Annotated in this window: 19 protein-coding genes and 1 pseudogene; 15 read left to right on the top strand and 5 right to left on the bottom strand. The window is 68.4% G+C overall.

Annotated elements, in window-relative coordinates:
* The first annotated feature begins 121 nt into the window (after nt 1–121).
* Nucleotides 122–772 carry a Maf family protein gene (locus tag H0264_RS07100; RefSeq protein ID WP_181583224.1) on the top strand — a complete coding sequence of 217 codons (651 nt, stop codon included), beginning with the start codon at nt 122–124 and terminating at the stop codon, nt 770–772.
* On the opposite strand, the gene H0264_RS07105 is transcribed toward H0264_RS07100, so the two are convergent.
* A complete protein-coding gene (locus H0264_RS07105) occupies nt 698–1,468 on the bottom strand; it encodes a helix-turn-helix transcriptional regulator (protein WP_181583225.1) in 771 nt (256 codons plus the stop codon). The genes H0264_RS07100 and H0264_RS07105 overlap by 75 nt on opposite strands.
* Before the next feature lie 165 nt (nt 1,469–1,633).
* Between H0264_RS07105 and H0264_RS07110 the strand changes: the two genes are divergently transcribed.
* The 6 genes from H0264_RS07110 to H0264_RS07135 all read left to right on the top strand — a co-directional run bounded on the left by H0264_RS07110 (nt 1,634) and on the right by H0264_RS07135 (nt 7,715).
* Nucleotides 1,634–2,533, top strand: a complete 900-nt coding sequence (locus tag H0264_RS07110; RefSeq protein WP_181585342.1) for a sulfurtransferase — start codon at nt 1,634–1,636, stop codon at nt 2,531–2,533.
* Nucleotides 2,534–2,712: 179 nt separating this feature from the next.
* Nucleotides 2,713–4,506, top strand: coding sequence for an ATP-binding protein (locus tag H0264_RS07115; protein ID WP_181583226.1), 1,794 nt, complete (start codon nt 2,713–2,715; stop codon nt 4,504–4,506).
* Between the two features lie 103 nt (nt 4,507–4,609).
* Nucleotides 4,610–5,545, top strand: coding sequence for a TerD family protein (locus H0264_RS07120; RefSeq protein WP_181583227.1), 936 nt, complete (start codon nt 4,610–4,612; stop codon nt 5,543–5,545).
* 116 nt (nt 5,546–5,661) lie between these two features.
* Entirely contained in the window at nt 5,662–6,081 is a 420-nt protein-coding gene (locus H0264_RS07125; RefSeq protein WP_181583228.1) for a DUF1707 SHOCT-like domain-containing protein, read from the top strand.
* Nucleotides 6,081–6,428 carry a hypothetical protein gene (locus H0264_RS07130; RefSeq protein WP_181583229.1) on the top strand — a complete coding sequence of 116 codons (348 nt, stop codon included), beginning with the start codon at nt 6,081–6,083 and terminating at the stop codon, nt 6,426–6,428. Before H0264_RS07125 ends, H0264_RS07130 begins: the two co-directional genes overlap by 1 nt.
* A gap of 495 nt (nt 6,429–6,923) precedes the next feature.
* The gene (locus H0264_RS07135) at nt 6,924–7,715 is read left to right on the top strand and encodes a biotin--[acetyl-CoA-carboxylase] ligase (RefSeq protein WP_181583230.1); all 792 of its coding nucleotides are present in this window, start codon (nt 6,924–6,926) and stop codon (nt 7,713–7,715) included.
* A gap of 217 nt (nt 7,716–7,932) precedes the next feature.
* On the opposite strand, the gene H0264_RS07140 is transcribed toward H0264_RS07135, so the two are convergent.
* The 3 genes from H0264_RS07140 to H0264_RS07150 form a co-directional block, all read right to left on the bottom strand.
* On the bottom strand, nt 7,933–9,333 hold the full coding sequence (locus H0264_RS07140; RefSeq protein WP_181583231.1) for a serine/threonine-protein kinase: 1,401 nt from the start codon (nt 9,331–9,333) through the stop codon (nt 7,933–7,935).
* Between the two features lie 68 nt (nt 9,334–9,401).
* Nucleotides 9,402–10,934 (bottom strand): serine/threonine-protein kinase, encoded by a 1,533-nt coding sequence (locus H0264_RS07145; protein ID WP_181583232.1) that lies wholly within the window; start codon nt 10,932–10,934, stop codon nt 9,402–9,404.
* Nucleotides 10,935–10,989: 55 nt separating this feature from the next.
* Nucleotides 10,990–11,943, bottom strand: a complete 954-nt coding sequence (locus H0264_RS07150) for an acyl-ACP desaturase (RefSeq protein ID WP_181583233.1) — start codon at nt 11,941–11,943, stop codon at nt 10,990–10,992.
* 160 nt (nt 11,944–12,103) lie between these two features.
* Here H0264_RS07150 and H0264_RS07155 point away from each other — a divergent pair, with 160 nt between their 5' ends.
* The 6 genes from H0264_RS07155 (at nt 12,104) to H0264_RS07180 (ending at nt 17,556) form a co-directional block, all read left to right on the top strand.
* Nucleotides 12,104–12,649 (top strand): PH domain-containing protein, encoded by a 546-nt coding sequence (locus H0264_RS07155; RefSeq protein WP_181583234.1) that lies wholly within the window; start codon nt 12,104–12,106, stop codon nt 12,647–12,649.
* A 9-nt stretch (nt 12,650–12,658) separates the two neighbouring features.
* On the top strand, nt 12,659–13,336 hold the full coding sequence (locus H0264_RS07160; protein WP_181583235.1) for a response regulator transcription factor: 678 nt from the start codon (nt 12,659–12,661) through the stop codon (nt 13,334–13,336).
* Between the two features lie 48 nt (nt 13,337–13,384).
* Complete coding sequence (locus tag H0264_RS07165) at nt 13,385–14,698, top strand: sensor histidine kinase (RefSeq protein ID WP_181583236.1); 1,314 nt, start codon at nt 13,385–13,387, stop codon at nt 14,696–14,698.
* Nucleotides 14,699–14,820: 122 nt separating this feature from the next.
* Complete coding sequence (locus H0264_RS07170) at nt 14,821–15,234, top strand: hypothetical protein (protein ID WP_181583237.1); 414 nt, start codon at nt 14,821–14,823, stop codon at nt 15,232–15,234.
* Nucleotides 15,235–15,454: 220 nt separating this feature from the next.
* Nucleotides 15,455–16,150 carry a response regulator transcription factor gene (locus tag H0264_RS07175; RefSeq protein ID WP_181583238.1) on the top strand — a complete coding sequence of 232 codons (696 nt, stop codon included), beginning with the start codon at nt 15,455–15,457 and terminating at the stop codon, nt 16,148–16,150.
* Nucleotides 16,147–17,556, top strand: a complete 1,410-nt coding sequence (locus H0264_RS07180; protein WP_181583239.1) for a HAMP domain-containing sensor histidine kinase — start codon at nt 16,147–16,149, stop codon at nt 17,554–17,556. Before H0264_RS07175 ends, H0264_RS07180 begins: the two co-directional genes overlap by 4 nt.
* Before the next feature lie 112 nt (nt 17,557–17,668).
* Here the strand turns inward: H0264_RS07180 and H0264_RS07185 are convergent.
* Nucleotides 17,669–18,193: pseudogene (locus H0264_RS07185) on the bottom strand (GtrA family protein); the annotation flags it as partial.
* 119 nt (nt 18,194–18,312) lie between these two features.
* Here H0264_RS07185 and H0264_RS07190 point away from each other — a divergent pair.
* Complete coding sequence (locus H0264_RS07190; RefSeq protein WP_181583241.1) at nt 18,313–19,536, top strand: 5-(carboxyamino)imidazole ribonucleotide synthase; 1,224 nt, start codon at nt 18,313–18,315, stop codon at nt 19,534–19,536.
* Nucleotides 19,529–20,032 carry a 5-(carboxyamino)imidazole ribonucleotide mutase gene (purE, locus tag H0264_RS07195; RefSeq protein ID WP_181583242.1) on the top strand — a complete coding sequence of 168 codons (504 nt, stop codon included), beginning with the start codon at nt 19,529–19,531 and terminating at the stop codon, nt 20,030–20,032. Before H0264_RS07190 ends, purE begins: the two co-directional genes overlap by 8 nt.
* The last annotated feature ends 17 nt before the right edge of the window (nt 20,033–20,049 follow it).

Below are 20,049 nucleotides of genomic sequence, written 5' to 3' on the forward strand. Positions count from 1 at the left end.
CCCCCAGAGGCGGGGAGAGTTTCGAGCCGCTGGCCTCCCCGCCCGCAGCGGCGGGGGAGAGCTTGTGCGGCGGCGCTGGGCCATCCGGTCCGGCGAGAATCCCAACGTAGACTGACGGCTCGTGACGATCTTCGTACTCGGCTCCCAGTCCCCGGCCCGGCTCGGCGTCCTGCGTAATGCGGGGGTCGAGCCGGTTGTCGTCGTGTCGCATGTGGATGAGGACGCGGTGGCGGCGGCGCTACCCGCGGGCACCACGCCGGATCGGGTGGTGGTGGAGCTGGCGCGGGCCAAGGCGCTGGAGGTGGCCGAACAGCTGGCCGCTGATTCCGGCGCTGCCGCGTACGCGGATTCCGTTGTGGTGGGCTGTGATTCGATGCTGCTCGTGGACGGGGTGTTGCAGGGCAAGCCGCAGACCGCGGAGGTGGCGCGGGCGCGCTGGGGGCAGATGGCCGGGCGCAGTGCGGATCTGCTCACCGGGCACTGCGTGCTGCGGGTGCGCGACGGCGCGGTGGTCGCGGAATCCTCCGATTGCAGTTCCACCACAGTGCATTTCGCCAAGCCGGAGCCGGACGAGCTGGACGCCTACATCGCCACGGCCGAGCCGCTGCAGGTGGCCGGTGCGTTCACCCTGGACGGCCGCGGCGGCTGGTTCGTGGACCGCATCGACGGAGATCCGTCCAGCGTCATCGGGATCGGGCTACCGCTGGTTCGTCGCCTGCTTGCCGACGTGGGGGTCGGCATTGCGCAGCTGTGGGGCGATACGTCCCGTTGAGGGCGCCAGCCGGGGCGACACGGACTCCTCGGCCTCCACGCCGGGGACCGCGGGCGCGTGCGTCTTGAGCAGTTCCAGGCGCGCCACGCACAGTTCCGGTTCCACGAACGGGTGCAGGCGGACGTTCACCTGATCGCGTCCGCCATTGCGGTCCAGCACTTCTCGCATGAGTCCGAGGTGCACCCCGCACACGACTTCCGAATGCGTGCGCGCGAGTTCGCGCAGCGGGCAGGCGGTCATGCGGATCATGACCTGTTCGTCGGTTTCGCCATTGTGGTCGCGCTCGGGGGCGAAGCCGAGTTCCGACATCAGCGTGACCGTCAGATCTTTCGCGTCCTCGAGCGATTCGACCGGTTGGTCCACCGATTCCATTTTCGCGCCCCAGGCCCGTCCGGCCGCGATGGCGGCGTCGGAGCGACGGCGTGGATCGCTGCCCAGCTGGTCGGCGAGGACCTGTGCCAAATCCTGATAGCCGACCGATCGCTGCACGGCCGCATATCCAATGCGCGGGCGCCCTCGACCGCGCGGTGGCTGCTGGAATTGCCGCACCAGTGATTCCCGGGTGAGGACATCCAAATGGAAACGAACCGTGGTCACATGCTGTCCGGTGACACGGGCGAGTTCCTGCGCGTCGAGAGGCTCACTGGCGCCGCGTAGGATCGCGAGCAGTCGCCGCCGCGGCCAAGAATCGGACATAGCTCACCCCTCCTCTCGGGAGACTTTATCGGATGAAGCTGCGCTTAATTCGCCCAATCACCCGATTCGTGATCTGAAACGAGTTTCGTAACCGCACCATGCCTACGATCGGTGTTGAGATTCTTACCGCCAATACCTAACCCACCACGCGTGAAGGACCACACCGTGCCCGTCGCCCCGGATCCGCATTCCACGTTCGGCTCCTATGCACATCCTGATCGACTAGTAACCACAGAGTGGCTGTCTGCAAACATCGGCGCGCCGGGACTCAAGATCATCGAGTCCAACGAAGACATATTGCTATACGACATCGGCCATGTCCCGGGTGCGGTCAAGATCGATTGGCGTTCCGAGCTGATCGACCAGCGCACCCGCGATGTCATCGACGGTGAACGCTTCGCGGCCCTCATGCGCGCGAAGGGTGTCGAGCGTGACGACACCGTGGTCCTCTACGGCGACAAGTACAACAGCACCGCAGCCGCCACCCTATGGGTCTTCACGCTCTTCGGCCACAAAGACGTCCGCCTGCTCGACGGCGGCCGCGACGCGTGGATCTCCGAGGGCCGCGACACCGCCTTCGAAGTGCCGTACCTGGCGGTGACGGACTACCCCGTGGTCGATCGCGACGACAAGGTCGCCCGCGCGTACCGCGAGGACGTGGTCGCCCAGCTCGGCAGCCCGCTGGTCGATGTGCGCGTCTTCGAGGAGTACACCGGCGAACTCGTGCAGCTGGAGCGCGCCGACGAACAGGCCCTGCGCTCGGGCCACATTCCCACCGCGGTGAACATCCCGTGGACCTCCGCGGTCGGCGCGGACTCGCGCTTCCGGCCGCGCGCCGAGCTGGATGTCATCTACGGCGCGGTCGCCGACGGCAGCGCACCGATCGTCTACGCCCGCATCGGCGAGCGTTCGGCCCACACCTGGTTCGTGCTGACGCATCTGCTCGGCGTGGCCGGAGTGCGCAATTACGACGGCTCCTGGACCGAGTGGGCGAATCTGGTGGGCGCACCCATCGTCACCGGGGAAGACCCGGGCCCGGCGCCGGTGATAGCGTCGCGGTCGTAACGGGGACGCCGATTTCCGGCGATCCACGAGGGAACCGGGCTCCAGGATGTAGCCTCCTGGGGTCGCTTCCGGCGAGTCGGCTTGCCCCTACTGCCGGGTAGCCCTAGCCCGGTTCGGCGCTTGTTGGCAGACTGCCTACACTCGCCCAAGACGAAAGTTTTCAGAGCACAGGAGGCTCAGTGCCCAACCATGCCAACGCGCAGATCACGAAAGTCCTCGTAGCCAACCGAGGCGAGATCGCCGTGCGCGTGATCCGGGCCGCCAAGGACGCCGGCATCGCGAGTGTCGCCGTCTACGCCGAGCCGGACGCCGACGCGCCGTTCGTGAAGCTCGCCGACGAGGCCTTCGCGCTGGGCGGCCAGACCTCGGCCGAGTCGTACCTCGTGTTCGACAAGATCCTCGACGCCGCCGCCAAGGCCGGCGCGGACGCGATCCACCCGGGCTACGGCTTCCTTTCCGAGAACGCCGACTTCGCGCAGGCCGTGATCGACGCCGGTCTCATCTGGATCGGCCCCTCGCCGCAGTCCATCCGCGATCTGGGCGACAAGGTCACCGCCCGCCACATCGCCGAGCGCGCCCAGGCCCCGATGGCCGCGGGCACCAAGGACCCGGTCAAGAACGCCGACGAGGTCGTCGCGTTCGCCAAGGAGTACGGCGTCCCGGTGGCCATCAAGGCCGCCTTCGGTGGTGGCGGCCGCGGCATGAAGGTCGCGCACACCATCGAGGAGATCCCGGAGCTGTTCGAGTCCGCCACCCGTGAGGCCATCGCCGCCTTCGGTCGCGGTGAGTGCTTCGTGGAGCAGTACCTGGACAAGGCCCGCCACGTCGAGGCGCAGGTCATCGCCGACAAGCACGGCAATGTGGTCGTCGCGGGCACTCGCGACTGCTCGCTGCAGCGCCGCTTCCAGAAGCTCGTCGAGGAGGCGCCCGCGCCGTTCCTGTCCGACGAGGTGCGCTCCAAGATCCACGAGTCCGCCAAGCGCATCTGCAAGGAAGCCGGCTACTACGGCGCCGGCACCGTGGAGTACCTGGTGCAGGGCGAGACGGTGTCCTTCCTCGAGGTGAACACCCGCCTGCAGGTCGAGCACCCGGTCACCGAGGAGACCGCCGGAATCGACCTGGTGCGCCAGCAGTTCCGCATCGCCGAGGGCCACGAGCTGTCCATCAAGGAGGACCCCACCCCGCGTGGCCACTCCTTCGAGTTCCGCATCAACGGTGAGGACGCCGGCCGCGGCTTCCTGCCCGCCCCCGGCCCGGTCGTCGTCTACAAGGAGCCCGCGGGCCCCGGCGTGCGCGTCGACTCCGGTGTGGTCGAGGGCTCGGTCATCGGCGGCCAGTTCGACTCCATGCTGTCCAAGCTGATCGTCACCGGCGAGACCCGCGAGCAGGCGCTGCAGCGCGCCGCCCGCGCCCTGGCCGAGTACCAGATCGAGGGCCTGGCCACGGTCATCCCGTTCCACCGCCACATTGTCGAGAACCCCGCGTTCGTCGGCGACGGCACCAAGTTCGACGTCTACACCAAGTGGATCGAGAACGAGTGGGAGAACCCCATCGAGCCCTACACCGGTGGCGTCGCCATCGAGGAGGACGACGAGGCTCCCCGCCAGAAGGTGGTCGTCGAGGTCGGCGGCCGTCGCCTGGAAGTGTCTCTACCGGGCCAGTTCTCGGTCGGCGCCGCCGGTAACGGCGCCGCCGCCGGTGTGGTCCGCAAGAAGCCGAAGCCGCGCAAGCGCGGCGGCGGCGCGGGCGGCGCGGCCTCCGGTGACGCCGTGACCGCGCCCATGCAGGGCACCGTCGTCAAGGTCGCCGTCGAAGAGGGCCAGACCGTCGAGGCCGGTGACCTGGTCGTGGTGCTCGAGGCCATGAAGATGGAGAACCCGGTCACCGCGCACAAGGCCGGTGTCATCACGGGTCTGTCGGTGGAGGCCGGTGCGGCCATCACCCAGGGCACCGTGCTCGCCGAGATCAAGTAGCACCAGCTTCCGGAGCAGGCCGTCCCCCACGGGTGACGGCCTGCTCTGCTGTGTCGGTACAGTCTTCGGCGAACTGTACGGAACCACCTCGGGGGATAGGCAATTGGAGATCGGACGCGGCGGCAATACGGTGCTCACGAATGGGAGCGTCGCGATTCAGTTCCTCGGAACCCAGTACCGGCCAGAGCTTTTCGCACTGAGCCTGGGTGCGTCCGGCCGGGTGTGCGGCGCGGCGGACGTCGTGGCAGGCAAAGATTTCGCGAGTGCGACGCCGAATCGGTCGGTGGCCCTGCGCGGCTCGGCGATCGAAATCGACCTCGCCGGAATCGATCCCGCGATCGACCGCATCGTCATCGCGGCCGTACTGCCGCAGGGCAACTTCGCTGGGGCCCGGTTGACCACCGCGGTGCACGATGGGCCCGGCCGGACCTATTCGCTGGTCGTCGACGACCTGCGGACCGAGAACGCCATGCTGCTCGCCGAGGTGTACCGGCACAACGGCGGCTGGAAGGTGCGCAACCCCGGCCAGGGATACAACTCCGGAACCCACGGTCTGACAGCCGATTTCGGATTACCGCAGATCATTCCTGCTGCCGCGCATCAGTTTCCGGTTCCACAGCCGGCACCGGCTCCGAACCCACTGCCCGGTCCGGGAACCCCGCCCGGGACCCCACGCCAATCCCACGGCCAGAGCGTCCCCCGCTACCTCCTCAGCCTCACGATCTGGACGGCGTTGCTGCTGCTGGTTGGTTGGGGTGCGGTGAGCTGCCAGGGCGAGATCTATGGTGACGGCCCGATCAAATGCGGCACCGAGGTCATGCAGGCCGGTGACGAATGCCGCACCACCAGCGGCGGCGGCAGCACCACGAAGTCGATGGATGAGCAACGCTCGGTCAACAATCGCCTGTCCTGGGTCGGGCTGATCTTCTTCGGTGCTCTGGCCGTGCTGTTCGCGTGGGTGGTACTCCGGACGCTGTTCGCATTCCTCAGCGGCAAGCGGTGGGACGAGTTCTCGCCCGAGACGGAGCAGAACGGCTAGCGCAGTGTGCCGCGCGACAGCGGTGTCGGCATCGGCCGGCGTACGCGTTCGGGCGGGGTCCGGGCCTACGTCTGCGGGCGGACGTGCGGTGTGGGTGGGGGCGCTATGGTCGTGTTATGGCTGAACTACCGGACATTCGCATCGGTACCGCGGAGCGTGAGGACGCGATGAAGCGGCTGTCCGACCATTTCGCGGCGGGGCGGTTGAGTGTCGCGGAGTTCGATGAGCGCAGTGGGGTGGTCGCGGCGGCGGTGACGCGAGGCGATCTGGCCGAGGTGTTCACGGATCTGCCGGAACCGGTGGTGGAGAAGCCGGTTTCGCTGGTGAAGGAGCGGCGGCCGTTCCGGGTGCCGCAGCGGTTCGCGCCGCTGGTGCCGATCATTGCGGTGCTGCTGTTCTTCGTGACCCATCAGTGGCTGGTGTTCCTGCTGATTCCGGTGGCGTTCATTCTGTTGTTCGGTGGTGGCCCGGGTGGTCCGGGCGATCGTAGGCGGTCGCGGCGGGAGCGGCGGCGTGGTGAAGGTGATGAGGGCTGATGGAACCGATCGAGATCAATGCGGGCAGTTGGTATTTGCGAGCCTTGCGCGCGGACGAGCGGATCGACGACCGGCCCGCACTGGCGGACGGCGGCATCACCGATCCGGAGTATGTGACGCGGCGGAATTCGGAATGGGCCGCGGAGACGCACTTCTCGTGGGCGGTGTGCGTGCCGACGACGGCGGAGATGGTGGCCGAGATCGGCGTGACGCCCGAACCGGAGGGCACCGCACTGGTGACCGGGTGGGCGCGCGCGGGCTATGCCGAGGCCCTCGAGGACGGCTTGGTGACGGTGCGCCGGTTCACCGCCGGAGCCCTCGGATTGCAGCCGCGCGACGCACTCTGAGCCTCGCTCCACGACCGTCCGGACCGTTCGATCTGTCCGCTCCGGATAATTCATCCCACCGCTGAAACCGCCTGTCACCTGCGCATATAGCGTATCCCCGCTCGAAAATGGTTCGCTTCCGCGCCCATCCCCGGGGACCCTGGAGTCGCATCCGAAAACCGGTAGCAGGGGAGACGGTTATGTGGGGCTGGAGTAAACACAACGCAGATCGGGCGACCGCGGCATCGTTCACCGCATGGCGGTTCACCGAGCCGCAGCCGAAGTACACCGATCCCGATTTCCGCGCCGAGCACGCCGGCAGCGAGAACGGCTCGGCCGCCGACACCGGCGATCGCACCGCGGAATATGTCGCGACCGAGGGTGACCTCGTCTCGGCCGATGAGGCGTCCATGGGTTCGTCCATGGGCGCCGTCGTCGGCTCTACCCCCATCACGGCCGACGGTTCTCCGCGGGGCGCTGAAGGTCCGGGGAGGCGGCACAGCGTAGCCTGCGGGCATGGACGACAGGCCAGCCTTGGCGGCCGAGCGACTGCGCAGCAGCCTCGCCGGGACGCGATTCTTCAACGGGATCGACGTGGTGGAGTCGACGGGGTCGACGAATGCGGATCTGGTTGCGCGTGCGGCGGATCCGGACACGGATCGGTTGGTGCTGATCGCGGAGGCGCAGGAGCGCGGTCGCGGCCGCCACGACCGCAACTGGGTGAGCCCGCCCCGTGCCCAGCTCGCCATGTCCCTCCTGGTGCGCTTGCGCGGCATCGACCCCGAGGTACTGGGCTGGCTGCCGCTGCTGACCGGTATCGCGGTCGTTGACGCCGTCCGCGCCACCACCGGCGTGAAGGCAGTTCTCAAGTGGCCCAACGATGTTCTGGTCGACGGCCGGAAGCTGTCCGGCATCCTGGCCGAGCTCGCGGCGCCCGGCCCGGACCCGGCCGTCGTCATCGGCATCGGCCTGAACGTCAGCCTCACCGAGGCCGAACTCCCCGTCGCCCACGGCACCTCGCTCACTCTGGAGGGCGCCGAGGTCGATCGCACCGCCCTGGCCGCGGCCATCCTCACCGAGTTCGCCCGCCGCTTCACCGCCTGGGAAGCCTCCGGTTGGGATATCACCGACGTGACCGCGGCCTACCGCGAGCGCTGCTCCACCCTCGGTGCCCAGGTGCGTGCCGAACTCCCAGGCGGTGACGTGCTCACCGGTATCGCGACCGGAATCGATGTCAACGGCAGGCTCCTCATCGGTGATCACGCCGTCTCCGCCGGAGATGTCACGCACTTGCGCGCGGAGTACTGATCCGCCGCACGCCGGACGACCCGAGAGATCCGGTGGCGCAGTGATGCGCGGCCGGAGCGGGCCGGGCGCACAACGGAACCGGTGACCACGGGCTGAGCTGATGCGAGTGGTCGGCGCAGCGGCCAGGTCAGCGGGGGGCTTGCCGTTCCCGTTCCGCCGTCATCCCGGAGCCGGTAGGCCGTTCACCGGGGTGGAGCGACGGTGATTCGCACCGGTGTCAGGGCCTGCCGTGATTGCCATCGCGGCCTGTGCCTCCCGCGCCGCCATCGGTATCTCCGCCTCGCCCTCCCTCGGTGTTTCCGCTCGAGCCCTTCTCGGTGCCTCCGTTCGGGCCCTCACCGGCGCCGCCGCGACTCCCGCCATTGTGGTTGCCGTCGCCGCGCCCGGCCTGGTCGTCGCCCGGTTCTCGGCCGGACGGCTCGCGCGTCGGAGCCGTGATTACCTGCGGTGCAGTGGTTTCCGGCATAGAGATCACCGGCAGCGGAGGTGTCTCGGCGGGCGTGCTGGGCTCGGCGGTGGGGTCGGCGCGACGATCCTCGGCGTCGGATGCGTGCTGCGGTTGTCGATAGTCGGCCGGCTGATTCGGTTGCGGCGCACCGTGTTCGCCGCCGCCCTTGATGATCCAGGCAATGCCGTGCAGCAGCACTATGGCGGCGATGGCCAGCGTCCACCGGAGCCCTTTGTGCCGCAGGAGAGCTGACGGCAGTGGCCGTGTGGCGGTCGCCGGTGCCCGCGTCACCACGGTGGTGGCTTCGGTGTGGGCCAGGGGAGCGGCTTCGGCGCGCATCGGGGCGGCGGTGGATTCGGTGCTGCTCAGGGCGGTTCGGGCGGCGGCTGCGAATTCGCCTGCGCTGAAATATCTTTCAGCTGGGTCCTTCGACATGGCGCGGGTGATGATCGCGTCGAGTGCGGTCGGTGCTGTGTCCACGACGGTGGAGGCGGCGGGCGGCATCCTGTCCAGGTGGGCGCGCATGAGCTGGGCTGGGTTGCCGGTGCGGAACGGTCGCTGGCCCGTAAGGCATTCGTAGAGCACGCAACCGAGTGAGTAGATGTCCGAGCTTGCCGTTGCCTGGCCGTGGTATCGCTCCGGAGCCATGTAGGCGGGTGTGCCGACGAGCATGCCGGTTTGGGTGATGGTGGTCTGCCCGTCGTGCAGGGCGGTGCCGAAATCGATGAGGTAGGCGGTGTTGTCGGGTGCGACGACAATGTTCTGTGGTTTCACGTCGCGATGCACCAGACCGGCGGCGTGCGCCTCGTCGAGGGCGGTGGCGATCTGCTCGATGAGCGTGACGGCGGCGTCGGGGGACAGCGGCCCCTCCCATTCGAGCAGCGCCTCGATGTCGAGGCCGTCGACGAATTCCGACTCGATGAACAATCGCCCCTCGAGTTCACCGAAGGCGCGCACGGCCACCACGTGCGGCCCGTGCAGCAGTGCGGCGGCGTGGGCTTCGCGTTCGAAGCGCCTGCGGTATTGGGGATCGGCGGTCAGGACCGGCGCGAGGACCTTCAGCGTGACGGTGCGATCGGTGTCGGTGTCCTGGGCGCGCCACACCTGAGCCGAACCGCCACTGCCGAGTAGCTCGTCGAGGCGATACCGGCCCAGATAGCCATCTGCCACCAGATTTCCTCTCGTCTTTGCGAGGAATCACCATAACGCTCAGAGGTTGCCGGCGGCTTGGACCGGGCTCACCGTGGCGGTCTGAACGTGGGCGGCCCATTGCCATTGCCACGACCTTCGCCGCCGTTGCCGTTGGCATTCCCGTTCCCATTTCCGTTGTTCCCGTTCCCGTTTCCGGAGGGGCGTCCGGCGGGCGGCGCGCCGGGGAAGGTGGGGATGGTGAACTGGCCTGGGGTCGTGGGAGGAATCGTCGCCTCGGGCTGCGTCGTGGCCTCCGGCTGGGTGGTCGCGTTCGACGGAGCGGTGGTCGCCGGGGGAACGGATGTCTCGGGTGGCGACTCCTGCCGCGAATCGGCCGGCGGTGGTTGTGGATTCGATTCGGCGGTCGTTTCGGACCGAACGGGTTGTGTGGTCTGAATGGTGGTGGACTCCCCGCCTCCCGGTCCCACCGCCGGCGCCTGCTGGCTGGGCTGTGGCTGCGAGGGCGACTCCTGTGCGACCAATCCGGTCAGCCAGGCGGTCCCACCGGCGGCGGCCAGCAGCGCGAAGATGATCAACGCGATCGCTATCCGCCTGGGAATGACCGGCGCGATCCGGTCGCGCCCCGGCCCGCTCGAATCGGCGGGAACGAGGCCGCCCGCACCGGGTTTCGACCCATTGGCAGGCCGTTCGTCCGGCGGGATGACCGCTGTCCGCTCGGTGTCGAGCCGCGTCTGCGCCACTTCGGGCAGCGGCTCGGTCGATGCTGCTCCGGCCGCTGCTGCCGCCCCCGGTTCGACCACGACCGCACCGTGGAACAGCGCTCCCCGTGCGGCGGCGGCGAATTCGCCCGCGGTGCCCGGCCGCTGGTCCGGATCCTTGGCCATGGCCCGGCAGATGACCTCGTCGAGCGCTTCGGGCACAGCGGGATTCGCCGCGCTCGCCCGGGGCGGGTCCTTGGTCAGGTGTGCGTGCATCTGCTGCGCCGGATCGAGTGCGGTGAAAGGTCTTCGCCCGGTGAGGCATTCGTAGAGCACGCAGGCCAGCGAGTACACGTCGGAGCGCCCGTCGACCTGCCCGGTGAACCGTTCCGGCGCCATGTAGGCGGGCGTGCCGATCACCATGCCGGACAAGGTGATCGCCGATTGCCCGCTGCGGTGCGCGGTGCCGAAGTCGATGAGGTACGCGAACCTGTTGCGGGTCAGCAGAATATTGGAGGGCTTGACGTCGCGGTGGATGAGCCCGTTGCGATGCGCCTCGTCCAGCGCCGTGGCGGCCTGGGAGATGATGTCGACGGCCAGGGGCGGCGGCATGGGCCCGTTGCGTTTGAGTATCAGCCCGAGATCTGTCCCGTCGACGAATTGCATGTCGATGAACAGCCGGCCGTCTTCTTCGCCGAAGTTGTGGATGGACACCACATGTCGCCCGCGCAGCCGGGCCGCGGCGCGGGCTTCGCGCTGGAATCGTTCCCGATAGGTCGGTTCGGCCGCGAGGTCCGGTGCGAGCACCTTCAATGCGACCGTCCGGTCTGTCGTGCTGTCGTGCGCGCGCCACACCTGCCCGGTACCGCCACTACCGATGGGCGATTCCAGGCGGTATCGGCCGAACCACCTGTCCCCCATGAGAAGCCTTTCGTCGCTCTTCTCATGGGGAACTACCCGTTATGAGGGAAAGTGTTCAGGCCGGCTGGAGTTGACCCCGGGCGGCCTCGCGGGCGAGCAGCTTGTCGCGCTGCTCCTCGAACTTGAGCACATCGCCTTCGAGCTTCTCGACATAGGCGGCGAGCTGTTCCCGCGCGATCTCCCCGCGGGCTCCGAAGTCGTTGCGTTCGAAGATGTTCCAATTCTTGAGCACCGGCTGCACCACCTCTTCGAGGTGCTGGCGCAGGTCGTAGATGCCGTGCTTGGCCATCATGACGCCATTGCGCCGGAAGTTCGGCATGCCGTGCCCCGGCATGACGAAGTGCGTGAGCACCTTGGTGATGGCCTCCAGCGCCTGATCCGGCACCAGATCCAGCCCCGCCGCGCACATGGTCCGGTAGAAGATCATGTGCAGGTTCTCGTCGGCGGAGATGCGCTGCAGCATGCGGTCGGCGATGGGGTCGTTGCACACCCGCCCGGTATTGCGGTGCGAGATGCGGGTCGCCAGCTCCTGGAATGTCACATAGGCGACGTTCTCCAAGAACCCGCCCCAGTCGTCGGGGGAGGCGACGCCATTGGTCATGTGGATCATGCGCGCCTCTTCGAGGGCCACCGGGTCGACACCCCGGGTCACGACCAGGTAGTCGCGCATGACGATGCCGTGCCGGTTCTCCTCGGCGGTCCAGCGGCCGACCCAGGTGCCCCACGCGCCGTCCTGCGAGAAGTTCTCGGCGATCTCGCGGTGGTAGGAGGGCAGATTGTCCTCGGTCAGCAGATTGGTGATCATCGCGATCTTGGCGATCTCGCTCAGATTGGACTGCGAGGGGTCCCAGTCCTCCCCGCCCATGGCGGCGAAGTTACGTCCCTGATCCCATGGCACGTAATCGTGCGGGTGCCATTCCTTGGCCATCGACAGGTGGCGGTTGAGGTTCTGCTCCGCCACGGGTTCGAGTTCTCGGAGAATCTGGAGCTGGGTCAACTCTCGGGTCACACACGCCTCCTGTGTCATGCACGGGCTCTAGGGTGTTGCGCGGGACAGCTCGACGAAAGGCAATCGTGGTCGCCGATGCTACGCGGGTGCTGCACGATTGTGCTCCAGACCGCGTTTCGGCGTGAGGCATTCTGTCATCTCCGCGCGATAGGGTTTGCGCATGGGTTATCCCGAGGAGGCACTGGCGCCCGAGGAACAGTTGCTGCTGCACCGGCATCCGCATTGGAAGATGTTGTTCTGGCCCGCCGTGACTTTCATCCTGATCACCGCTTTGGCCGGATTCGGTCTCGGCGTGGCGTCGCGAAATACCGAGGGCGGCTTACGGTCCGGATTGCTCCTCGCGATTCTCGTGATCTGGCTGGTGATCGTGCTGTGGCGCAGCATCGCACCGCTGATCCGTTGGAAGTCGACGCATTTCATCATCACCGATCGCCGCGTCCTGATCCGGCACGGTGTGCTCACCCATACCGGAATCGACATTCCGATGAACCGCATCTCGAATGTGCAGTTCCGCCATGGCCTGTTCGATCGCATGCTGGGCACGGGCACCCTCATCATCGGCTCGGCGTCGGAGGACGATCTCGAATACGACGACATTCCGCATGTGCAGCAGGTGCATGCCATGCTCTATCACCAGGTCTTCGACGTGGTGCAAAACGATCGGGCCGGTGGTGGCTACTACGGAACCGAGGGTGGTTACCCGTAGGCTTGTCGCGTGACCGCCGTACTGCTGGCCGAAGACGACGAGGCCATCGCCGCGCCGCTGTCGCGAGCGCTGGGGCGTGAGGGCTATTCGGTGACCGTGGAGAGTTATGGTCCCGCCGTGCTCGAACGGGCCCTGGAGGGCGGCCACGACCTGCTGATCCTCGATCTCGGACTGCCCGGCATGGACGGTCTGGAGGTGTGCCGTCAGGTGCGGGCGCGCGGAGCCGATCTGGCGGTGCTCATGCTCACCGCACGCACCGACGAGGTGGATTTCGTGGTCGGCCTGGACGCCGGCGCGGACGACTACGTGGGCAAACCCTTCCGGCTCGCCGAACTGCTGGCCCGGGTGCGAGCCCTGTTGCGGCGCAGCGGAATCGGCGACGACGTGGTGGAGGTCGGCGGCATCCGGCTGGAACCGCAGGCGCGGCGGGTGCTGGTGAACGGCGTCGAGGTGAACCTCGCCAACAAGGAGTACGAGCTGCTCAAGGTGCTCATCGACCGCGCCGGGCAGGTGGTCTCGCGTGAGACCATCCTGCGCGAGGTGTGGGGTGACGCCGATCTGCGCGGCTCCAAGACCCTCGACATGCACATGTCCTGGTTGCGTCGCAAGATCGGCGACGAGGGCCCGGTGGCCGAGCGCCGGATCGTGACGGTGCGCGGCGTAGGCTTCCGCTTCAATACCGACTAGCGTTTCGGCACCGATCAGCGTCCCCTAGCGAAGCGAGGCCCCTCGACGATGAGACGCAGAATTCTGCTGTCCATGGTTGCCGCGCTGACGCTCACCACCCTGGTTCTCGGTGTGCCGCTGGCCTTCACGGCCTGGCAGTGGGTGGAGGACATCTCCCGCAACGAACTGCGCAACCGGCTGGACCGCATCGCGGTGGAGGTGGTGGCGCAGGAGCGCGGCGACGGGCTGGTGCACGGGGATCTGGATCTGCGGTCGGTGCGGCCGCTGGTGCCGTCCGGCGGACGGCTGACCATCGTGTATCCGACACCGCAGGACAATGCCTCGCGCATCGACGTGGGGGCGGAGGCGGTGACGGACCCGCTGGTGGAATCCCTGGCCATGGGAACCTCCGGCTCGCTGCGCCTGGAAACCCCTGCCGCGCCGATGCATTCGATGCAGCGACAGGCCCTGGGCGCGGTGGTCGGCCTGGTGCTGATCTCGCTGGGCGCGGGCATCGCGGTCGCGGTGGTCACCGCCCGCCGTGTGGCCGACCCGCTCCGTGATGTGGCCGCGCGCGCCGCCCGGCTGGCCATGGGCGACTTCCGCGCGGACCCGCGCCGCCACGGCATCACCGAGTTGGACCGCGTCTCCGACGTATTGGATTCCGCGACAGTCGAAATCGCGGGCCGTCTGCAACGCGAGCACGCCCTCGTCGCCGACGTCTCCCACCAGCTCCGCAGCCGCCTGACCGCCGTCCGCCTGCGCCTGGACGAATTGTCCACGCACACCGACCCGGAGGTCGTGCACGAGGCGGAAGAGGCCATGGCACAGGTGGATCGGCTCACCGGCGCCATCGACGAACTGGTCCGCGCCTCCCGCGACGAAGGCGCCGACGACCGCGACCCGGTCCCCGTCGTAGCCGAACTCCGCGGCGTGGTCGCCGAATGGCGTCACCCCTTCGCCGAAGCGGGCCGCAAACTCGTTCTCCTCGGCGACCCGACCCTGAAGGCCCCCGTCACGGGTTCCCGCCTCCGCGAAGCCGTTGCGGTGCTGGTCGACAACGCCCTCATGCACGGCGGCGGCACCTGCACGGTCTCCGTCCGCACCGTCACCGGCGGCCGCGACATCCGCGAACCCCTCGTCTGCGTCGAGGTGGCAGACGAGGGCGACGGCGTCCGAGACGAACTGGCCCCGCACATCTTCGACCGCGGCTTCTCCGCCGCGGGTTCCACCGGCGTCGGCCTGGCCCTGGCCCGCGCCCTCATCGAAGCCGACGGCGGCCGCCTCGAACTGCAACGCCGCCGCCCAGCGCTTTTCTCGGTCTTCCTGGGCGCACCGGGTTCAGCCCGCATCCAGAACGACATCGCCGCCGAACCTCGCTGACGGTTCTATCCATTCCCTAACCATTCGTTAGCGGCTGCTGAGAACTGGCTTCCTACCTTCGGATTCGTCAGCGAGATCGGCGAGTGATCGCCGTCCGAGAAGGACGAAACGAAGGAGAACGTATGCGCAAGTTCACGATTCGTGGTGCCAAGCGGGCTGCGCTCGCGGGCGGCCTGGTGGGTGCCGCGGGGCTGACGCTGCTGGTCGTGCCCGCCGTGGCCAATGCCGCGCCGGGTGAGGCACCGGTGGCGGAGGCCCCGGCCGTGGCCGGTGCCACGCTCGATGATGTCGCCGCGCCGCGGGAGGAGGTCATCGTCACCAAGGATCGGGACGGCAATGTGACCGTGCAGCGGCGCAATCCGGGCGACACCATCGTGGTCGGCCCCGGCGCGCCCGGTGTGCCCGCGCTGCCCGGGAACGCCGTTCCCGCCCAGCCCCTCGGCCCGGGCGCAGTCCTGCACCACGACGGCGGCCCGGACGTCGTGCCCGCGCTGCCGACGTTGCCGGCGCGCCCGTCCACCGGTAGCGCGGGCTGATCGGTCTCGCGGACGAGTCCGGCAACGCGGTAGATCGCTCGCCACTGCCCGGCGGCCCTCGCCCCCCGCGTTGATCGGGCATGAGACCCGGCTGTTCCTCCCCTCGCGGAGCAGCCGGGTCGTCGCGGATCTTGCGGTACCGCCGGGAGCAGCCGGTTCCTTGGCCGATGATGTGCGGACGCACCGCGAATTCTCAGGAGGTTCCCTTAGCCTCGACGCCGTGACGAGCCCCCGGATTTTGATTGTGGACGATGACGCCCGGGTGCTGGCGTCAGTGGCTCGGGGGCTGCGGCTGTCCGGGTTCGCGGTGGAGTCCGCGGCGGACGGGGCATCGGCATTGCAGCGCATTGCCGCCGCAGCACCGCAGGCGATGGTGCTCGACCTGAACATGCCCACCCTCGACGGAGTGCAGGTGGTCACCGCCTTGCGCGCACTGGGCAATGACATCCCCATCTGTGTGCTGTCGGCGCGTTCCGAGGTGACCGACCGCATCGAGGTGCTCGAGGCGGGTGCCGACGACTACCTCACCAAACCGTTCGACCTCGGGGAACTGGTGGCCCGCCTGCGCGCCATGCTGCGCCGCGCCCCCGCCGCCCCCTCGGCGCAGGGTTCGGACCTGATCGCGGTCGGCCCGCTGACCGTGCACCCGGCCGCCCGCCGCGCCTACGCCAACGACACCCTGCTCGACCTGACCAAGCGCGAATTCGACCTGCTCGCAGCGCTTTCCGGCGCTCCCGGTCAGGTCTTCACCCGCACCCAGCTGCTCGACCGCGTCTGGGGCTACGACTTCGAAACCCAAACCAAGGTGGTCGACGTGTTCGTGTCCTACCTGCGCCGCAAGATCGAATCCACCGGCTGCCCGCGCCTGATCCACACCGTCCGCGGCGTCGGCTTCGTCCTCCGGGAGGACGCATGACCCCGCCCACCGGCAGCTCCGCGTCCGGTGGGGCAACCCCGTCATTCTGGCGCCGGCTGCGGCGTCCGGTGTCACTGCGCACCCGTGTCGCGCTCGCCAGCGCGCTGACCGCGGCGATCGTGGTGACCGCGATGGGCGCGGTGCTCTTCGCCGTCGCCAAGCCGGATGCCGAGAAGCAGGCGGGAACGGTGGTGAGCGCGCTGGCCATCAGGCACCCCGACGGGTCGGTGGAGAACGGAACGCCCGCTGTCCCCGCGCTGCCCGGCGATCCCACCGGCCCGATCACCATCCATCGCTCACCCGACCGCTCCTCGACCACCACCGAGCAGGGCTCGCCCGGAGGCGCCACGCCCGCACCGGACTCGCACTGGCCGCCGGAAGCGGCAATGCCCGCACTGGAATTGGGCCCGGCGGACTTCGCGCGCACCCTGCCGGTGGACGCCGGGAAGACGGTGGTCGTGGCGGTGCCGCGCAGTGTGGTGGCGGAGTCGACGACGCAGCAGCGCACCCGCATCGTGGCCATCGGTGTCGCGGCGGTGGCGCTGGCCGCCGTGCTGGGCTGGTGTTTCGCGAATCGCGCGGTGGCGCCGCTGCGCCGGCTCACGGCGGCCACGGCCGGACTGGGTGATGGGCTGGTGCTGGAGAGCCGCAGCGGCCCGGGTGCGAGCGAGACGGCGGAACTCGGCGCCGCCATGAACACCATGCTGGGCCGGATCGCCGACGAGCGCCGCCACACCGGCGAAGCCTTGGTCACCGCAAGGGATTTCGCAGCGACGGCCGCGCACGAGTTGCGGACCCCGCTCACCTCTATGCGCACCGATCTACAAGTGCTGCGCAGCATGCCGCTGTCCGAGTCCGAGCGCGCGGGGATCATCGACGAGATCCTGGTCACCCAGGGCACGGTCGAAACCACCTTGGCCGCATTGGAACGCCTCGCGGTCGGCGATCTCACCACCGAATCCGATTGGGAGGACGTCGATCTGGGTGAACTCGTGGACCAGGTCGTCGACGATGCCCGGCGCGCGCACCCGCAGGTCACCATCACCGACACTGCCGTGGACCCGATTCGCTTGCGCGGCTTGACCGCCGGGCTCCGCTCGGTGATCGACAATGCGCTGACGAACGCGGTCCGCCACGGCGCGGCCACCCGCATCGACCTCGCCGCGCATCGGGACGGCGACACCGTCACCCTCACCGTCGACGACAATGGCACCGGCATCCCGGAATCCGAGCGTGCCCGGGTGTTCGACCGTTTCCACCGCGCCAGCGCCGCCCCCGGCAGTGGTCTGGGCCTGGCGCTGGTGGCGCAGCAGGCGCGACTGCACGGTGGGTTTGCCCGCATCGACGAGAGCCCGCTCGGCGGCGCTCGCCTCACGTTCACGCTGTCCGTGACCCCGGTGCGGTAGCCCAAGTTTTTGGGGGCATTCGATATGCGAGTTTCGTCCCGAAAATGACTGCGGCCCGGAACCTTCGGGGGTTCCGGGCCGCGAATTCCGTTGGCTACGAGTGGCCGAGCTGCTCCTCGTTGATGAGATCCTCGAACTCCTCCTGGAGTTCGGCCATTTCGTCGGGGAACACCCACTTGCGCAGCGCCCAGAATCGGAAGGCCATCTGCAGCAGATTGCCGATGATGAACCCGCTGATGAAGTCGGCGATGTTCTCGACGGTGAAACTCACGTCGGGCTGGCGCAGATCCAGCCAGTAGCTCGACACCCACAGCGGCAGCGCGGCCAGCCCGACGCCGATGCCGCTGATGAGGAAGAACAGCAGCGCCTCGTGGTGCTTCTCGCGTCCGCCGCGCTTGTCGAAGGTCCATTCCCGGTTGAGGATGTAGGACGCGATGACCGCGATCACACCGGACAGGATGCGCGCGACAGTCGGCTTCGGCTCCAGAATTGTCAATTTCAGGAGATAGAAAATACCGGTGTCGATCACGAATGTGGTCGCACCGACAATGGCGAACTTCAAGAGTTCGTAATGCCGGTCTGCGAGGGCCCGCAACGGCGCGGGGAGACCGTTTACCACTTTGTCGACAAATGACACGGGTCGAGTCTACGTCTCTCGATCCGGGCTCGAGCAACTCGGAGCCGGGATGAGCTCGAGCCGACGCGAGGGCGCGACTGTGCTCGAGCCAACCCGCTGGACAGTAGCCAGTCGATGCCATGACAACATTGACCAACGTGAGCGCCCGTTCCTTCGATTCTTCCGCGATGCCCACCGTCACCATGATCGGTGGCGGCCAGCTGGCGCGCATGACCCACCAGGCGGCCATTGCGCTGGGGCAGCGGCTGCGCGTGCTCGCCGAGCGCGCCGACGACCCGGCCGCCCAGGTCACGCCCGATGTGGTCTTCGGCAGCCACGACGATCTGACGGCGCTGCGCAAGGCGGCAGTCGGCTCGCACGCGGTGACCTTCGATCACGAGGGTGTGCCGACCGACCTGCTCGAGGCGCTCATCGCCGAGGGCGTGAACGTGCAGCCGCCGCCGCACGCGCTCATCTTCGCGCAGGACAAGCTCGCCATGCGTAAGAAGCTGGCCGAGCTGGGTGTCCCGATTCCGGCGTTCGTCCCGGTCGAGAGCGCCGCCGATGCCATCGCCTTCGGCGCCGAGCACGGTTTCCCCTTCGTGCTCAAGGCCGTGCGCGGCGGTTACGACGGCCGTGGCGTGTGGATGCCCGCCGATGCCGACGAGACCACCCGCATTGTGGAAGACCAACTGGCGCACGGCGTTTCTCTACTCGCCGAGGCCAAGGTGGATTTGAAGCGCGAGCTCTCCGCCATGGTGGCCCGCTCGCCGTTCGGTCAGGCCGCGACCTGGCCGGTGGTGGAGACCATCCAGCGCAACGGCCAGTGCGCGGTGGTCATCGCCCCCGCCCCCGAGCTGTCCGACGATCGGGCCAACGAGGCCGAGACCCTGGCCCTGCGCCTGGCGTCGGAACTCGGTGTCACCGGCGCGATGGCGGTGGAGCTCTTCGAAACCCGTTCCGGTGAGCTGCTGGTGAACGAGCTGGCCATGCGCCCGCACAACTCCGGCCACTGGGGCATGGACGGCGCCTGCACCGGCCAGTTCGAACAGCACCTGCGCGCGGTCCTGGACTACCCGCTCGGCAGCACCCGCCCGCTGGCTCCGGTCACCGTGATGGCGAATATTCTCGGTGCTCCCGAGGCCCCGCAGATGTCGATGGACGAGCGCCTGCACCACCTGGCCGCCCGCATCCCCGACGCCAAGGTGCACCTCTACGGCAAGGGCGAGCGCCCCGACCGCAAGATCGGCCACATCAATATCCTCGGCGACGACGTGGCCGAGACCCGCGAGAAAGCAGAGCGTGCGGCCCACTGGATGTCGCACGCGATTTGGACCGACGGATGGGATCCGCACCATGGGTGACACTGCACAGGTTGGCCTGATCATGGGCTCCGACTCGGACTGGCCCACCATGGAGGCCGCCGCGGAAGCCCTGGGCGAGTTCGGCATTCGCTTCGAGGTCGGCGTGGTCTCCGCGCACCGCACCCCGCAGCGCATGCTCGACTACGCCAAGAACGCCGCCGGTCGCGGCATCAAGGTCATCATCGCGGGTGCGGGCGGGGCGGCTCACCTGCCCGGCATGGTCGCCTCCGCCACCCCGCTGCCGGTGATCGGCGTCCCGGTCCCGCTCAAGTACCTCGACGGCATGGACTCGCTGCTCTCGATCGTGCAGATGCCCGCCGGCGTCCCGGTCGCCACCGTCTCCATCGGCGGCGCTCGCAATGCCGGTCTGCTGGCCGTCCGCATCCTGGCCGCGTCCGACCCCGAATTGCGTTCCCGCATGGAGCGTTTCCAGGCCGACCTGGAGAAACTGGTCCTCGAGAAGGACGACGCCCTCCGCAGCAAACTGCTCGGATAACGACCACCGTGAGCACG

The organism is Nocardia huaxiensis (assembly GCF_013744875.1).
GTDB classification, from domain to species: Bacteria; Actinomycetota; Actinomycetes; order Mycobacteriales; family Mycobacteriaceae; genus Nocardia; species Nocardia huaxiensis.